Source organism: Myxococcus sp. RHSTA-1-4, from assembly GCF_020037125.1.
GTDB lineage: Bacteria > Myxococcota > Myxococcia > Myxococcales > Myxococcaceae > Myxococcus.
In genome coordinates, this window is sequence record NZ_JAIQDG010000003.1 from 247347 (window position 1) to 263681 (window position 16335).

13 protein-coding genes are annotated in these 16335 nt (G+C 70.1%); 5 read left to right on the top strand and 8 right to left on the bottom strand.

What is annotated here, in order from left to right; all coding sequences use genetic code 11:
• Positions 1-70 precede the first annotated feature (70 nt).
• Both K8638_RS06860 and K8638_RS06865 read right to left on the bottom strand, forming a co-directional pair.
• Entirely contained in the window at positions 71-1051 is a 981-nt protein-coding gene (locus K8638_RS06860) for a serine protease (RefSeq protein WP_223753613.1), read from the bottom strand.
• Between the two features lie 57 nt (positions 1052-1108).
• Positions 1109-2596: a M6 family metalloprotease domain-containing protein gene (locus tag K8638_RS06865; protein ID WP_223753614.1), complete on the bottom strand. Its 1488-nt coding sequence runs from the start codon at positions 2594-2596 to the stop codon at positions 1109-1111.
• Between the two features lie 344 nt (positions 2597-2940).
• Between K8638_RS06865 and K8638_RS06870 the strand changes: the two genes are divergently transcribed.
• The gene (locus K8638_RS06870) at positions 2941-6294 is read left to right on the top strand and encodes a bifunctional serine/threonine-protein kinase/formylglycine-generating enzyme family protein (RefSeq protein ID WP_223753615.1); all 3354 of its coding nucleotides are present in this window, start codon (positions 2941-2943) and stop codon (positions 6292-6294) included.
• Positions 6295-6296: 2 nt separating this feature from the next.
• Here the strand turns inward: K8638_RS06870 and K8638_RS06875 are convergent, their stop codons facing one another.
• The 3 genes from K8638_RS06875 to K8638_RS06885 are packed head-to-tail and all read right to left on the bottom strand — an operon-like array spanning position 6297 to position 9145.
• A complete protein-coding gene (locus K8638_RS06875; RefSeq protein ID WP_223753616.1) occupies positions 6297-7091 on the bottom strand; it encodes a hypothetical protein in 795 nt (264 codons plus the stop codon).
• 20 nt (positions 7092-7111) lie between these two features.
• A complete protein-coding gene (locus K8638_RS06880; RefSeq protein ID WP_223753617.1) occupies positions 7112-7606 on the bottom strand; it encodes a hypothetical protein in 495 nt (164 codons plus the stop codon).
• A 48-nt stretch (positions 7607-7654) separates the two neighbouring features.
• Positions 7655-9145: a sigma-54-dependent Fis family transcriptional regulator gene (locus tag K8638_RS06885; protein WP_223753618.1), complete on the bottom strand. Its 1491-nt coding sequence runs from the start codon at positions 9143-9145 to the stop codon at positions 7655-7657.
• Positions 9146-9554: 409 nt separating this feature from the next.
• Between K8638_RS06885 and K8638_RS06890 the strand changes: the two genes are divergently transcribed.
• Positions 9555-11669 (top strand): hypothetical protein, encoded by a 2115-nt coding sequence (locus K8638_RS06890; protein ID WP_223753619.1) that lies wholly within the window; start codon positions 9555-9557, stop codon positions 11667-11669.
• Complete coding sequence (locus K8638_RS06895; protein ID WP_223753620.1) at positions 11666-12373, top strand: hypothetical protein; 708 nt, start codon at positions 11666-11668, stop codon at positions 12371-12373. Before K8638_RS06890 ends, K8638_RS06895 begins: the two co-directional genes overlap by 4 nt.
• A gap of 68 nt (positions 12374-12441) precedes the next feature.
• Here K8638_RS06895 and K8638_RS06900 read toward each other — a convergent pair whose 3' ends face one another.
• The gene (locus K8638_RS06900) at positions 12442-13053 is read right to left on the bottom strand and encodes a transposase (protein WP_223753621.1); all 612 of its coding nucleotides are present in this window, start codon (positions 13051-13053) and stop codon (positions 12442-12444) included.
• The gene (locus K8638_RS45125; RefSeq protein ID WP_370643928.1) at positions 13004-13447 is read right to left on the bottom strand and encodes a winged helix-turn-helix domain-containing protein; all 444 of its coding nucleotides are present in this window, start codon (positions 13445-13447) and stop codon (positions 13004-13006) included. The genes K8638_RS06900 and K8638_RS45125 overlap by 50 nt, the downstream gene beginning before the upstream one ends.
• A 362-nt stretch (positions 13448-13809) precedes the next feature.
• Between K8638_RS45125 and K8638_RS06910 the strand changes: the two genes are divergently transcribed.
• Positions 13810-14127, top strand: a complete 318-nt coding sequence (locus tag K8638_RS06910) for a hypothetical protein (protein WP_223753623.1) — start codon at positions 13810-13812, stop codon at positions 14125-14127.
• Between the two features lie 78 nt (positions 14128-14205).
• On the opposite strand, the gene K8638_RS06915 is transcribed toward K8638_RS06910, so the two are convergent.
• The gene (locus K8638_RS06915) at positions 14206-14871 is read right to left on the bottom strand and encodes a hypothetical protein (protein ID WP_223753624.1); all 666 of its coding nucleotides are present in this window, start codon (positions 14869-14871) and stop codon (positions 14206-14208) included.
• A 323-nt stretch (positions 14872-15194) separates the two neighbouring features.
• On the opposite strand from K8638_RS06915, the gene K8638_RS06920 reads away from it, so the two are divergent.
• Positions 15195-16331 (top strand): lysylphosphatidylglycerol synthase transmembrane domain-containing protein, encoded by a 1137-nt coding sequence (locus K8638_RS06920; RefSeq protein ID WP_223753625.1) that lies wholly within the window; start codon positions 15195-15197, stop codon positions 16329-16331.
• Positions 16332-16335: the final 4 nt, after the last annotated feature.

Consider the following 16335-nt stretch of genomic DNA (forward strand, 5'->3'; position numbering starts at 1 on the left):
AGTCAGTCCGCCGTGAAGCGCAGGTCGCTCAGCAGCTCGTCCGCCGCGTCCTGGCCTGCGCTGAGGGCGCTCATGGGGACAGCGGGTCATCAATCCACTTTCGGAACGAGGAGACCCGGGTATACACGCCGTGGAAGGCCGGGCGGGCGCAGCCGATGCCAAAGCTGGTGATGCCCACCTGGACCACCTTGCCGTCAGACGTGGTCATCAGGAGCGGCCCGCCGCTGTCGCCCTGACACGTGTCCTTGGTGCCGGGTGCGCTCGCGCAGAGCATGTCGGGGGTGATGGGGTACTTCGTCTCGTACTGGGTGACGCACTCGTCGTGCCGGGCCACGGGCAGCGTCACTTCGCGGAGCACCAGTGAGCTGGAGCCACCCTCGCGTGTGCGGCCCCAGCCGATGGCGGTGACGGCCTGTCCCTCCTGGAGCATCATGTCCGGTGTGGCGAGCTGCACGGGCGTGAACTCCGTCACGGGGGCCGCAAGCCGGAGGAGGGAGATGTCGTTCTGGAAGCTCTGCTCGTCGAAGCCCACGTGCGAGGTCACCGCGACGATGCGAAGTGCCCGGCCCTTGCGCGTGGACAGGTCATGCCTGCCAATGATGGCGTAGTGCCCGGTGGATGCCTGGCAGTGCGCGGCGGTCAGCACGGTCGTCGGGGAAATCAGCGAGCCGCCGCAGTACTGCGTCAGGGTGCCCTGCTGGTTCCGGTAGGCGATGGCGATGGCGAAGGGCCACCTTCCGGGCGTGGCTTCGACGCCGCCAACGATTGCCTGGATGTCGCGCACCCGCTCGGCACGTGCATCCGTGGCCCTCACGACTCCGCGGGCATTGCTCGGCGGAGGTGGCACGCGCGACGCCTTGAAGGCCACCATGGTGCTGTCCTCGAGCGATGGCGCCTCCGGCGCCGGTGCACGGCGGGACGGGGCCTCCGCGCGGGCCGGAATGACGGCGGACCTGCCCGGGGGAACGGGGGGAGCGGCCTTGTCCGCGGCATGGGACGGACGCATCGCCAGGACCAGCATCCAGGACAGACCAAGGGCTCCAAGCTTCATGGGACGGGTGCTCCTGTTGGGGGTAAGGGGATGGCCGAGTGCGCGGAACGCCGGGCGTCAGGGGGCCGAGGGAGTCCTGCTCGCCGATTCGTCCTGCCCGGCGGGAGCACAGCCGGAGCCACGGACCACTCGCAGTGTCATGGTGGGACCGGCGTTGGAGATGTCGCAGATGCCCAGCGTGCCCCTGGCCGCCGGACGCGTCGTGCTGTCGAAGCGACGTGCGTTGGCGCTGCCGGGGAAGAGGTCGCCCTCGCTCGCCGTGGCGCCCAGCGCATCGAGCCCTTCGTAGCCGTCCGCTTCCACCAGGTCGATGCCCTTGGCGTCGGGGCGGATGTTCACCCGGTTGAGCTCCAATCCCTCGCGAAGGGGCTGCTGGCGCACGTGCCAGACCTGCAGTCCCGATGCAGGCAGGTCGCTATCGAAGCCGGCCTGCAGCGAGTTGACGAGGATGTAGTGCTCCGACTCGTTACCGGGCACGGCGACGGCGTAGGCTTTGCGGTGATGCTCGATGGCGGGAAGCGTGACGGTCTGCTCGGGACGGGAGAGCCATTCGAGGTCCAGCCAGCCGAGGTAGTCCTTGGCCCAGGGTGACAGGTGCACCGGGCGATGCGGGGAGCTCCTGTCAGCGCCCCAGCTCCCCGCGGCCATGAGGCACCACGTGCCCAGGCCCGCCTGGCCATTCTTGCTGTCGTCCGTGTCATACAGGTCCGGGAGGCCCAGCGCGTGGCCCACCTCATGCGCGAACACGCCGATCTGGACCATCGTGTTTCCGTCGCAGGCCAGCCCCGGCACCACTACGTAGTCGTCGACGAGGATGTTCCCCTTGCCGCCACGCCGGGGCGTTGACGTCTCGAAGGCCATTCCACCCGGCGACTTGCGGAGGCTGCCGCGGTGGGACCAGAGATTGGGGGTCAGGCCGTAGCACTCGCCGCCCATCTCCGGATGCATGAAGGCGACGAAGTCGGCAATGCCGTTGTCGTCTCCGGAGTCCGGCACTCCGTCTGGCCCGTCATTGTCGTACTGGCGCCAGTCGATTTCCGGATACAGCGCGAGCGCTTCCTTCAGCAGTTCATGGGACCTGCCCCCCGCGCACAGGCCGTTGCACGTCTTCAGCTCGCCCTCTTCCTCGAAGTCCTCGCCCTCGTACCAGGTGTCCTCGCGAGAGACCGTCCTCCACTGCGCCACCTGCCCGGTGAGCGTGAAAGCGCCATAGGAGACCTCGCGGAAGTAGTCCGTCAGCGTGCCGCTCGGCCAGCTCCCGAAGAGCTCTTGCTGGAGCCGCTCCGGGGCGAAGGGAGCCGGGCCCGAATTCTTGAACAGCAGGGGGAGGACCAGGATTCTGCGGGTGCCCTGGATGCGGAGAGGTCCCTTCAGGTGGCCCGCCGCGGCCAGCGACGAGCCACCAGGGGCCGTCGTCTGGAATCGCGCGACCGCTTGCTGGCGGTTGTGCTGTACCTGCCTCACGAGAGGCTTGAGCGCGTGCGTGAACTCGAAGCCTTGTTCGCTCCAGCGCTGGGGCTGCACGACGGTTCCGCCGTCTGGCATGGAGGTCGTCTGGCCCCGCGCCACGGGGGAGAGAGTGAGGGCAACCAGCAGGGTCGCCGACCCGAGAGACATCCATCTCGGAGTTCGTGGGCACATCTCCAGCTCCTGGCGTGTGAGGGCGGGCCGTTCACCGGGGATGAGTGCGTGAAGCGTGCCGCCCGTGAGGTTCCGCCCCGGCGTTGTCGCTCCGCACCCTTGGCTCGGCCGCCCGTCCACCCGGGACGAATTCACGCCCCTTCACCGTCCAGTCGGGTGGACAGCGTGGAGTGCCAGGGGGGTCGCGGCCTCACTGCCCCGGTGTGCAGTTGCACGTGCGGAGAGCGTTGGCGGACACTCGCGGCCCGATGTCGGGGAAACCGGCTGCTTCGCACTCCTCCACGGGCCAGGGTGTCATCGAGGCGGGCCGCCAGGTGGATGGCTTCCGCATCGTGCGCCTCCTCGCGGAAGGGGCGATGGGGGAGGTCTTTCTCGCACAGGACCTGGAACTGGGCCGCCGGGTGGCGCTGAAGTTCCTCAAGGTGGAGCTCCTGGGCGCGGACGGCGCGGAGCGCCTCATCGACGAGGCGCGCACCACCGCGCGCTTCAGCCATCCCAACATCGTCACCGTGCACGCGGTGGGCCGGTACCAGGGCCGCCCGTATCTGGCGCTGGAGTACGTGGATGGCGAGTCGCTCCGGGAGCGGCTCACCCGCGAGCAGCCCGGGCTCAACGAGTCCTTGCGCATCTGCCGCGCCATCGCCGAGGCCATCGCCGAGGCGCACCGGCACGGCATCATCCACGCGGACCTCAAGCCGGAGAACATCCTCATCCCCCTGGACGGGCGGGTGCGGGTGGTTGACTTCGGGCTGGCACGCCACGCGGAGGGCGAGCAGGGCGCCGCGTCCGGCACGCCGGCGTACATGGCACCCGAGCGGTGGCGCGGGGCTCCGCCGTCCCCGGCCATGGACGTCTGGTCGCTGGGCGTCATCGCCTGCGAGCTGCTGGAGGGGCGGCGGCCGCTCGATGATGCGCAGCTCGCGACCTTCGCGTTCGCGCCCGGACCCCTCGCCTTGTCACCCCGGCTGCGGGGGCTGCCGGGGGGCCCGGTGCTGGAGGCGTGTCTCGCGCTGCACCCCGAGGCCCGCCCCACCGCGCGAGCCGTCGCGCAGGCGCTGTCGGAGGCCCTCAGTCCCGAGCCGCAGCGCGTGGGGGAGCGAGCTCCCTTCCGCGGGCTGCGCCCCTTCACCGAGGCGGATGCGGAGGACTACTTCGGCCGCGAGCCGGAGCTCGATGGCTTCGCCGAGCGCCTGCGCCATGAGCCGCTGGTGCCGCTGATTGGCCCCTCCGGCATCGGCAAGAGCTCCTTCCTGCACGCGGGGGTGTTCGCGAGGCTCCGGCAGATGGAGCGCTGGACGGTGCTTCACGCGCGTCCCGGCCCGAAGCCGCTGACCCGCCTCGCCGCCATGCTGGTGGCGGGACTGGAGGGTGCGCCACCCGCCAGCACCGTCGCGGAGTCGCTCGCGCATCGTCCTGGCGAGGTGGTGCGCCTGCTGCGGCGGCGTTGCGAGGAGACGGGCGGCCGCGTGCTCCTGGCGCTGGATGCGTTCGAGGAGGTCTTCACGCTCGCCTCGCCGGAGGAGGCGGCCCGGCTCGCTGCCTGCCTGATGGCGGCCGCGTCGCCAGACGACCCCTGGCGCATCGCCCTGGTGCTGCGGGACGACTACCTGGGGCAGCTCTCCCGGCTGGAGCCGCTGCGGCCGTTCCTGGGCGCGGCCTTCACGCTGGCGAGGCTGACGCCCACGGCCCTGCAAGAAGCGATTACGGGACCGCTGCGGCGGGTGGGCTACTCGGTCGACTCGCCCTCGCTGGTGCCGCGGCTGGTGGAAGATGTCCAGGCCCAGCCGGCGGGGCTGCCGCTGCTGCAGTTCGTGTGCATGGCGCTGTGGGAGCGGCGGGACGTGGAGTCGCGCCGGCTGCTCACCTCCGTCTATGACAGCCTGGGAGGCGTGGGCGGCGCCCTGGCCTCTCACGCACAGCACTTTCTCCAGCAGCTTCCCGCCGAGGAGGTGCGAGTCACCCGCTCGTTGCTGCTGCGCCTGGTCACCGCCGGGGGCACGCGGCGGCCCCGCTCCCAGGGCGAGCTGCTGGAGGGCCTGGGCCCCTCGGCGCCGGACGTGCTGGAGAAGCTCCAGGCCAACCGGCTGGTGGCGACGACGCGGGATCCGCAGACGGACGAGCCGCTCGTGGACCTGACCCACGAGTCGCTCGCGGCCACCTGGCCCGCCCTGGCGCGGTGGCTGGAGGAGACGCGCGAGGAGCGGGTGCTGGTGCAGCAACTGGAGGAGGCCTCTCGGCTATGGGAGCAGCGGGGGCGCCCGGACGGGGAGACGTGGACGGACGAGGCACTGCGCCAGGCGCTCCGCCGGGTGGAGGCGTGGAACGTCCTGCTGCCCACACGCTCGCGGGCGTTCCTGGAGGCGGGGCAGCGGCGCGCGCGAGCCCTGTCCCTCCGCCGCCGGACGCTGCTGGGGGGCTTCATCGGTCTGCTGGGGATGGTCGCCGTCGCCGCGGTGCTCGCGGCCCTGGCCTTCCGTGAGAAGCAGCTCGAGGCCGTCCGCCAGCAGGACGTCATCCGCCTGGCCTCGGCGGACATCGGCGAGTTCGACCTCGTCCTCGAGCCCCATGACTTCGACCCGGCGGCGCAGCGCTGGACGAAGGCCACCGGGCCCATGTCGCTGGGCTGGACGCTGGCGCCCGTCCAGTCCACGACGAGGCCCGAGGCGGCGGCGCCGTACGGAGCGCCGGACCTTCGCCGGAGCCAGCTTCGCCGTGAGCCGGACGGCAGCTTGCGCGAGCGCGTCGAGGCGCCCTCCCGGCCGGCGTGGCTGGTGGTGACACGGGACGGCTGCGCGCCCTCCGTCATCCGGCTGGAGCGGCTCCCGGGCCATCGGGAGCGGCAGCGCGCCTCGCCTCAGGAGATTCGGCTTCCCATTCCGACGTGCGCGGCGTCGCGCGTGGAACTGGTGCCCATTCCCGCGGGGCCGTACTGGCGGCCGGAGGACGAGGACATGCGCGAGCCCGAGCGCCTCGTCGAGGTCGCGGGCTTCGCCATGGACCGGACGGAGGTCTCCAACGGCCAGTTCCGTCTCTTCGAGGAGCGGGTGCTGGCCCGGACGCCGTACGTGCGGGAGCTGCCTCCGCAGCACCCCATCTTCTCGCGCTCGCTCGAGCTGGCGAGTCCGGCGACAGGGCTGGATGCGTTCTCCGCGGAGGCCTTCTGTCGCTACCTGGGGAAGTCGCTGCCGACGGCGGACGAGTGGCGCAAGGGGTTCCGGGGAGGACTGACGCTCGACGCGGAGGGGCGGCGCGCCAATCCGGCGCCGAAGCGGAACACGGTGTGGCAGGGGGAGCGGAAGAACCCGCCGGCGAACCTCATGGGGCGCGACCCCTATCCAGGAGTCGCGCCGGTGGGCTCGTTCCCCGAGGACCAGAGTCCGTACGGCCTGCTCGACATGGCGGGCAACGTGGCGGAGTGGACCGAGACGACGGCCATGCAGGGAGACTTCCAGAACCTGCGCATCCTCCTGGGCGGAAGGTGGGATGCCCCCGTGGAGCAGGGGCACCACGAGGTCACCTGGACCAACCACCTTCCACCCCGGCGCTTCGAGTTCGGCATCGGGCTGCGCTGCGTGGAGCGCACCGGGACTGTTGCTCCCTGAGGTCAGTCCCCGGCTTGCACGCGGTGAGTCAGCCGATTCAGCAGCACCATGGGCTCCGGGACTGCCTCGGACCTGTTCCACTGAAACAGGAGCGGCGACTGGCCGGGTGTGTCCTCGACCAACACGAGCTGTCGATTTCCGGCGAACGTGAACGTCGACCCCCCATGGTGGATGCTGAAGTCGACTGTCGCCGCAGTGTGCCCGCGCCCGACGACCTCATATCCCTCTGGCAGGACCTTGCTCCAGGGAGCGGCCGCTTCCTGCGCGCCTGGCTCCGGCCGGGGAAGGAATGCTCTCACGGCCTCCTCTCTGGCGCCGGAGGACAGAAGATGCCGGAAGTCCTCCTTGAACCCGGTCTCACCGAAATGGTGGGGCTGGAGCGCGGCGGTTGCTACCAGCACCTCCCTCTTCAGGACCTTCACCAGGGTTTTGTGCATCTGCAGTCCGGTGCTCTCGGTCCCCGTCATGCAGCCCAAGAATCGAATCGTGGCCTGACGTGGGAGCACATGGTCGAGCTCCTCGACGGCCGCGGAAATCCTCGTGCCGTCAACCAACACGTCGTCACCCAGCTCGAAGTAGCCCGCGCGACCGTGGCCCACAAGGTCGAGGAGCGTCACCCGCGGACGCAAGTCGTCCCCGAGGACGGCGCTGTTCTTGATGGCCATCCGAAGCTCGCTGCCCTTCTGGCATCTCACGAACTTGTGCGCGGTCAGTTGATTGTTCGCCGCCCGGGCGACCGCCTCGAACATGGGATGGCGGGTATGGGGATAGGAAATGACAGTGAGATGGATGCCCATGATTTCATGCCCCCGTGAGCCTACTTGAGGAGGTTCTCAAGCAACCCGAGGAGGAGCTGCTGCAGGGCCTTGTCGCTGACGCGCTCCATGATGAGCTTCCTCAGTCCCTCGGCGCCCGCGCCAATCGGCCACTTTCCTCCCCCCTCGATGTATTTCTGGAGGTCCACATTCAGGGTGGCGCTCTGGGCATCCACCCACTTGTCCGACAGCAGGAGGTAGCCGTAGGGCGCGTCGCTCGTGGCGAACTGGACGGTCGAAGGCAGATCGGACCAGACGAGGTCGGGCTGATCCTTCAGGTCCACGTGGAAGACCCCGAGGTTTTCGTCACGCGCGAGGCGGAACGACAAGATGTCATCCTTCTCGGCCAGCGACGTGCGCCTGCCCTCGAACTTGACCTTGAACGCGTGATAGATGGGCAGCAACTCCCTGAGCCACCAGACGTTCAGCTCGTCTGGAGTCTTCTTGGTCACGACATTCGCCAGGTAGTAGTCGGTGCTGGAGCCGGTCTCTGCCATGAGTGCCTCGTGGGTACTGCGTGGTGGACTGCATGAAAGGCTGGCGCATCACTTCCGCGTCAGCCTGAAGGCCTTGGTGAGGTTGTAGACATGCGCGCGGGTGAGGTCGAGCCGGCGGGCCACCTCGCTCATATTCCCCCCCGCCGTCACCAGTTCGCGCCGCAGCAGGTCCTTCTGGAACAGCCGCGTCGCCTCATGGAACGACATGGCGCTCTCCTGCTGCTCGCGAGGCCCGTCTTCCAGGTGGTGCGGCTCCAGGTACGTGGCCCCTTCCGCGCACGCGCGGATGAGCGCCGCTTCCAGCCGATGCCGGAGCTGCCGCACATTCCCGGGCCAGTCTGCCGCCTCGCAGGCCGCGTGGAACCCCGGCGAGGCCCGCAGCACCGGCAGCTCGTGCTCTTCGGACAGCCGCTCCAGGAGCTGGTCCACCAGGCTCCCCACGTCCTCCCGCCGCTCGGACAAGCTCGGCATGCGCAGCGTGAAGACGTTCAGCCGGTAGAAGAGATCCTCGCGGAACCTCCGCTCCGCCACCAGCTGCTCCAGGTCCGCGTTGGTGGCCGCGATGACCCGCACGTTCGCCTTCGCCAGCCTCGGGCTCGCCAGCGCGTAGTACTGCTTCGACTGGAGGAGCTGCAGTAGCTTTCCCTGGGCCGCCAGCGGAATCTCCGCGATTTCGTCCAGGAACAGCGTGCCCCCTTCCGCCGCCTCCACTTTTCCCACCGTGCGCCGCGCGCCGGGGAACGCACCGGGGAGCGCGCCGAACAGCTCGCTCTCGATGAGCCCCTCGGGGATGGCCGCGCAGTTGATTTCCACGAAGGGGCCGCCGCGCCGCTTGCTGTTGTCGTGGATGGCCTGCGCGAGCTGCGTCTTCCCCGTGCCGGAGGCACCGGTGATGAGAACGGTGACGCTCAGCGGCGCCGCCAGGGCCACCTTTTCGAAGACACGGGCCAGGGCTTGGCTCCGGCCCGCGATGCCCTCCAGGCGGAGCTTCTCCCGGAAGGGCCGCGTCGGATCCTCGGCGTCTCGCCAGTTTCCCGAGCCCGCGCGCTGCACCGCCGTGGCGATGTAGCGCGCAACCGTCTCCGCCAATTGGATGTCCTCGGCGAGGAATGGGCCTGCTCCCCGTTGGCCCTCGAGGTAGAGGACGCCCGGACTGCTTCCGCTCAGCGGCACGCACAGCACCGCCTCGATCCGCTGCTCTTTGACGCTGCGGGCCGTGGAGAAGCGCGAGTCGAGCAGCGCGAAGGGCGTGTGCAGCGTCTCTCCCGACGCAATCGCCGCCGCGACGATGCCGCGGGAGGTCACCGCGCGGATCTGCTCCTCCTCGCTCGTGGAGCACCCATGCGACAGCGACCACCGGCGCTCTCGCGCCGTCACATCCCCATACAGCTCGAGATAGGCCCGCTCGGCCCGGGTCAGCTCCACCAGGGTCGTGAGCACGTCGCGCATGGGGCCGCTGGGGTCCGTGGCATCCAGGATGCGGAGTACGTGGAGGTACAGGTCTCGCTCGCGGGCGACGCGGTTCTCCGGCTCGGTCATGCCCGAGACTCTAGAGCCCTCCAGGAGAGGGACAATCGGATGGACCCGCGCGAGGTGCATGCCAACAAGACAAGCATTTCGCGGGCCATCCCCTCTTCGAGGCGGCTCCTTCAATGACTGTCCACGGCGCTGGTCAGCTCCGCCGCCTGGGATTCAAGCCGATTGGACAGGGCGTGCCGCGTCAATGGCGAGGAGACCCTGGCACGAGGCGTGCTGAAGAAGTGGGCGACCTCGCCGGCGGCCGAGGGGGAAACCGCCGCGCGCGGGCCATCCGGGGGGGAAGCCCGCGCGCGGCGGGGTCGGTGACCGCTTCATTCACATGCCGTCGTGGAGGCTCGCGATGTCTGTCCAGAGACGAGAGCATCAACGCTGTCCATTCAAGTGCTGGGGTCTGGCGGGACTCTCCGCCATGGGACTGCTGCTCGCGGGGATGCCCGTGGGCGCGGAGCCGCCAGTCCCACCCGCGGCCACCGCCGCGCCCGTGCAGCCAGCACCGGTTGTCGCGGCACCCACGCCTCCTGCGGCGTCCGAGTCGGTGGGCGCCATCAATGACGAGGAGTTGCTCTGTGAGTCGGACCTGCGTTCGCTGGAATTGGTGGCGAGCGGTGACGCGAGCTTCGTCATCGAGAGGACGGGCGTGGTGACGCTCCAGAAGGAGACGGCGGCGGGGCCCACGATGCGGTTCGACCTGGGCAAGGATGACGAGGAGTCGCCTCCGCGGGAGGGCTGGGTGCGGGTCGAGCGCGTCACGCCCAAGGGCGTGCGTCGCTCCATCGCCTGTGGGCCCGTGGTGAGCGGGCTGGGGTACCGGCTTCCCGACGTGGAGGGCGGGACAGACTCGGACATCCTGGTGGTGCGCCTGTTCGACGTGCCTCGTGGCAAGGTGGAGCAGGCCCGGCTCAAGGCCATTCGCGCGGAGCGGGAGAAGGCCCTCCTCACGACCGAGCTCATCGAGCGCGAGCGGGCCATGCTCCGGAAGCTGGCGGACGTGGGCGGGGTTTCGAAGGCGGTGAAGCGGCTCGGGGACGTTCCGGTCCCACCCACGGGGCTGGTCGATGCGGTGAAGGCGGTCGCCAGCGCCCAGAGCGTGGTCGATCAGCTCAAGTCCTCCTGTCCTCGCTCAAGCCTGCCTGAGACCGCGCCTGCGCTGCTCAAGCACATCTGCGAGGAGAAGGGCTCCCTGGACGAGAAGCTGGGCGCCCTGTCCAGGATGCTCGAGAGCTATGAGCTCGCGCTGCGGGACAAGAAGCTCCAGGAGCGGCGCAAGGAGCTACGTGATGCCCTGGTGGCGGCCGCTGGAGCCTTGAAGGCCGGCGAGGAGCCCGAAGCGGCGGCTCGAGAAGCGCACTGTGCGCAGGTTGCCCTGCTGAACTGGCTCCACTCGGACAGCGCCTCGCGCCTGGTGGCCCAGGTCGAGCTTCCCGTGGCGGACCGCGCGCACATCGTCGAGACGGCGTACGGCATCGGTGATTCCAAGCAGGCCATGCCCTCTGGCAACGAGGGGTCGCTCGCGGTGTTGCTTCACAATGTGACCACGGGTGTCGAGCTGGGCGTGGGAGCCCACCGGGTCGTTTCCGAACCAAAGGGACCCGCCGAGGCCGTGGCGCAGCTCATCTCCACCCTGGTGACCCTCAGGACCCAGGCTTCGGACGCGGAGCTGGCGTGGATGGCGCGTGTGGCGCCCCACAGCTCGCTGCTGGGCCCATCTCCGGGAGTACCCCCGCTTTCCAAGCTGGACTTCAGCCCGAAGACGCCCACCTTCCTCTGTCTCGACAACCCACGAGACAGCATCGGGAACGATGGCACTCCAGCGCGCGTCGCCGACGCCACGTTCAAGGTGGACGCGGGAGCGCCCCCCATCGCCCGGATTGGAACGCGCGCCATCGCCGTGGAGCCGCTCGACAAGGGCACTACGCGCGAGGTCTACGTCTGTGACGCCCAGCCGTGTGAGCCCTCGAAGGACAACGCCAAGGTCCGCAACCGGGTCGTGCTGGATGCCGACCGGGGCAGCCCCTTCCCGCTGCTGGTGGAACTGGCGGGAACGGCGGCCTTCGAGGGACAGGGTGGCTTCGCCACGCCTCGCTACGTGCCGCTGGGGGGAAGCGCCGGCCCACAGCGGGTGTATGAGCTGCGTGGTGAATACGAGGCGCAGAAGCTGGCCTCCGTCTCCGTGCTGTTCGGCCTCAGGGTGTCCCGCAAGTTGACGCTCGCGCTCGGGCCCAGCCTGCTCGTGGGCACTTCGGGCGGGACGTTCTCTCAGGCGGGCCTGCGCATCGGCTACGAGTTCGCGCGAGGGGCATTCCTGACCACGGGCCCCAGCGTGCGGTTCGTCCAGACGGCCACGCAGGAAGTGCGGCTGGGCTCACGCATCGCGGTGGAGAACAGCGAGGAGCCGAAGGTTCCCTCACCACCCGGGCTCGAATACCAGCCGAGGCTGGGATGGTCGCTCGGTGTCGCCGTGGACGTGTCGACGCTGGCGGATGCCGGCAATTCCCTGCTGAAGACCGTGGGGGTGGGACAATGAAGACGCTCGGTGGCTTGTGGCTGATGCTGTGGGTGGTGCTGGCCGGGTGCGGTGGGAACGAGACGGTGGAGGGCTACGACGCGAGCCCGGACACAGATTTCGACCCGGGACTGTCCATCAGCTTCCCGGAGAAGCAGGCCTCGGGCACCCTGCCGCTCCAGGCGGGGGGCAGGTTCAAGGTTCGGCTCGAGGCGCACATCCCCCACCTCTGCGAGCCCATCGCGGCGAGCGTGGAGCTGGTCACCGCGGGTACGCCCGAGGGAGCCACGGTGTCGGCCCAGGCGAAGTTGACCCCGCAGGAGCCGTGCGACAACGTCGCGGGCGAGGTGGAGCTGGCCTGGCCCGATGGAGGCGAGGTGCTGGTCCGGGCCACGCTCGCCGGGAGCACGAAGGTGGAGCGCGCCACCTTCGGTCCACGGGACACCTTGGAGCTCGGCGTCGACGTGGACGCGTCGGTACTGCCCTCCGCGGGCGAGGTGGTGGAGGTGGTCGTTCTCGCGAGGCTGAACGGTGTGGCCACGCCAGGTATCCCCATGAGACTGGAGGTCGTCCCGGCGACGCAGGTGCTGCCAGCGGTGGGAGTCTCGGATGGGAGCGGCGCCTTCCACGCCAGCATCCTGGTCCCCAAGGACACCCAGGAGATGCGCATCGATGCCATCTCGGGAGGCGTCCGGCGCGGAATCACCGTTCGCAGGGCACCGTAGGGACGGCTCGCGCGCCCATCCCGGCCGGACGGGCGCGCGGCCCGGAGCATGTGCTCCGGGAACCGGCGCTACTCCGCCGTGAAGTACAGGTTGTCCAGCAGCAGCCTATCCGCCGGAGCCCCCTGGCCCGAGATGAGCAAGAACGGCGCGTTGACTGCGCCAAGATTCAGCCCGGCCGCGGTGAACTCCGTCAGCGGAATGGACAGGTGGCGCCACTGGCCGTCATTGACGTAGCCGTACTTCTCCACGTCGAGCTGCACGCTGGGCGTGGTGTCGTTCATCCCCACCTTCACGGCGGCGAAGCCGGGGTCCTTCGAGCGCAGGCTCACGTGCAGCGTCTTCCAGGTGCCCAGGTTGCGCGGCGAGTCCCAGTGCACACCGAAGCCCAGCCACGCCTTCCCCGCGTGCACGGCGAGGTCCGCGGGGAAGGCGTGGCGGTAGCCCAGGCGCACGAATGAAGCACGTGCCTGGGCGCGCAGTTCGGCGACGGAGTCGGGCGTGGCGTTGCGCAACTCGGCCTTCACCACGCCATTGCAGCCCTCCTCGGGGATGAGGTCTGGTGCATGGCCAGGCAGCCGCTCGAGGCGGAAGTCCTCGGGATGGCGGGCGACGAAGTCGAGCGCCTCGGCACTATGGTGCTGGTTGAGGCCGTCCCATACGACGGTGAGAGGACGGCCCACCTTCCTGCGGAAGTAGCTCCTTGGCGCGCGTGCGGGGCTGCTGCGGACTCAAACCCAGCCTGTGAAGGCGCTCGGCCAGGTAGTTGGGGTGGTAGCGCACTCCGAACGTGCGGTGGATGAGGTGCGCCACTCGCGTGAGCGTCCAGCGCTCGGTAGGAAACCCGCTGGTGCGCGCTCCTGCCCGCACCAGCCTTGCCACCTGCTGCCATTCCTCCGAGCGCAACTTCGACGGCCGGCCCGTGCGCGGCCTCGCCTTCAACCCGCGGGAACTGCCGCCCGCCTCATGCCGCCGCCGCTCCTCCAACTGCTGCGCCGTCCGGCGGGACAGGGAAACGAGCCACCACCGAGAGCCGAGGTCTGTGTCGCGCGCCATGTCACCATGGGCGCGCTGCATCAGAGCAAAAGCAGCTCCGACGCGCGTCTGGACCGGACGTCTGCACCTCCGGGCCCCACCCCCATCCCGCCCCGAACGTGATTGGCTTTGTTCGAGCGATGAAGAATGCGCCAGTGACGTCACCCCGGCTGCAAGTCGGAGCACGCGGAGCGGGCCCCGCAGGCGTGGTGGATGCACCTGGCGGGCTTCGCGTCGAGGGAGGACGTCGGCTCACGTGGCGCGGGGCCCAGGCCGGCGTGGCGGACTCGCACCCGGAGAGCTTCGCGTCGAGGGGGAGGGATTGCGAGGACGGAGGTGGCCCTGGGCCCGGCTTCCGCCAGACGCTAGGCTGCGGGGCGCGGTTGGCTTGGAGGCGCACCGACATGGCAAAGGACCTGGATTCGCTGCTCAAGTCCCTTCAGGAGCTGACGCGGGCGGCGAAGGAGCCGGGGCGGCTCTCGCGCGAGCAGCTCGAGGTGGAGGTGCGCAAGGTGACGCTGGCGTTGCGGGACATGCTCACGAGCCTGGGCGGTCAGCTCCAGGCCACGGGCTCTCCGGCCACGGCGTCACTGGTGGAGGTGTTCCGCTCCCAGCTCATGACGGCCCTGAAGGACAGCGGCCTCGATGTGGAGAAGACGGACGAGATGAAGAAGCTCGGCGAGGAGCTGGAGCGCCTCAAGCGGGGCTTCATCCGGAGCTGAGCTCCGGCGCCGTTCAAACGCACGACGGCCCGCCAACCGCGAGGGTGGCGGGCCGCCTCACTTCCACGACGGAGCTGCTCAGGCCGCGGCGACGGGCTGCGTGGTGGAGGTGCCGCCGGTGGTGGCCGGGGTGGTGCCGCCCTGCGCGCCCAGCGCCTGCACGAGCTGGCTCAGCGTCTCCACGATCTTCTCCAGCGCCTTGAGCAGCTTCTTGAGGGGGTCCTTCTCCTCCTCCTCCTCGGCGGCGCCAGCCGGGGCCGTGCCCTCGGCCGCACCCGCCTCCTGCGGGCCACCGGCAGGGGCCGCGCCCTCGGCACCGCCCGCCGGAGCCGCACCCTGGGCGCCACCCGCGGGAGCCGCGCCACCCGCGGGAGCCGCGCCCTCGGCATTACCGGCCTGCGCCGTCTCGCCGCCCGCGCCGGCCTCACCGGCCTTCTCGCCGGCCAGCGTCTTCAGCACGCTCAGCAGCTGCTTGAGGGTGTCGAGAATCTTCGCCAGCGCCTCCTCCGGCCTGGCCTGCTGGGTCGCGTTGGCCTTCTCCGCCTTGCTCGTGCCGGACACGCCCTCGAAGGCGCTCTCGCCCAGGAGCGAGCGGAGGATGGGGTTCTGGCTGAGCGCCTTCAGCGCGTTGTCCGCCGTCTCCTGGCCCGGGAGCTTGCCCACCTCGGGCGACTTGAAGTCCGAGCCGATGGAACGGAAGGAGGCCAGCGACGGACCCGACGACAGCTTGGAGATGGCGCTCATGACTTGCTCCGGGGAGGTGAAGAGGAGGGGTGGTTGAATGGGGGCTGAACTCCAACCCACAAATCCATTGTCGTACATGAAGGTCTTGAGTTGCCTTTGGCCTACATTTTCCCGCATTTCCTCCCGGAATCGCAGTGAATATCGAGGCTTGCGTGTGCGACTTCAGGTGAAAAGCGCCCGGGAAATTCCGCGGAGGGCCTGACGGGTGCCCGCGCCCGGCGAGGCGGCTCGCGCGTGGTGTTGTCGCGGGCGGCATGGAGATGTCACGCGCCGCCATGAAGGCGCGGCCGGAGCGTCACGTGGGCTCTCTAGGGTGCCCGCGCATGACTCACGGAAGAGGGCTCCTCGAAGCCGGCGTGTCGCGGCCGGCGTGCGAAGCGGACACCCGCCGCCGGGCGAATGCGAAGCGGCTGTACGCGCTGGGCCTCGCCGTCGCGGCGGGCTGTCTCTACCCCACCTTCCGGGACGCGGACCTGGGGCGGGCCTGGGCGGAGGTGGCGCGGCTGGGGCCGGTGGTGCTGCTGGCCTTCGTGCCCTACGGCGTCTCGCTGGCGCTGGACGGCCACGCGTGGAGCCGGCTGCTGGCGGCCATGGGCCGGCGGGCGGAGGCGTGGAAGCTCTTCTGCCTCCGCGCGGGCGCCGAGTCGCTCGCCCTCAGCCTCCCGGCGGGGGCGCTGCTGGCGGAGACGATGAAGCCCGTGCTCCTGCGCTCACGCTGCGGCGTGCCCCTGAGCGAGGGCGTCAGCGTCATCGCGGTGCGCAAGGTGCTCATCCTCCTGGGCCATGGCCTCTACCTCGCGGTGGGGCTGGCGCTGGGGGCGTCCTTTCTCTCCCGGAGCTCCGCGCGAGCGCCCGGCGGTGGCGTGCTGCCGTGGGCGGTGGCCGGCGTGGCGGTGGTGCTCGCGTGTGTCGCGCTCGGCTCCGGGTGGGTGATGGCGGGAGGCCTGGCGGGGCGGCTGGGACGGTGGCTCCTTCGGCTGCCCCACGCGGCGGTGCGAGGGTGGGTGGAGCGCCGGCGAGTGGACCTCGACCGGGCGGACGGCGCGCTGGGCCGCGTGCTGGTGCCGGGCCGGCTGGTGGCGCCCGCGTTGCTCTACCTGGGCATGTGGCTGGCGGAGTCGGTGGAGGCGTACCTGCTGCTGCGCCTGCTGGGCTTCGACGTCACCTTCGGCGACGCGGTGGCGCTGGAGGCGGTGATGTCCGTGCTGCGCGCGCTCGTCTTCTTCATCCCCGCGGGCCTGGGTGTGCAGGACGCGGGTTATGCCGCGTTCCTCGCGGGCCCGGGAGGGCCGGACGCGCTGCACGCGGTGGCGGCCTTCGTCCTGCTCAAGCGGGCGCGCGAGCTGTGCTGGATGGGGGTGGGCTACGTGCTGCTCGTCCTCCAGGCGCGGGCACGGGGCCAGCGCCTGGAGGCGTCACCGCTCGGCGGCGAGGTGCCGGGGAGCGGCCTCACCGCATGAAGGG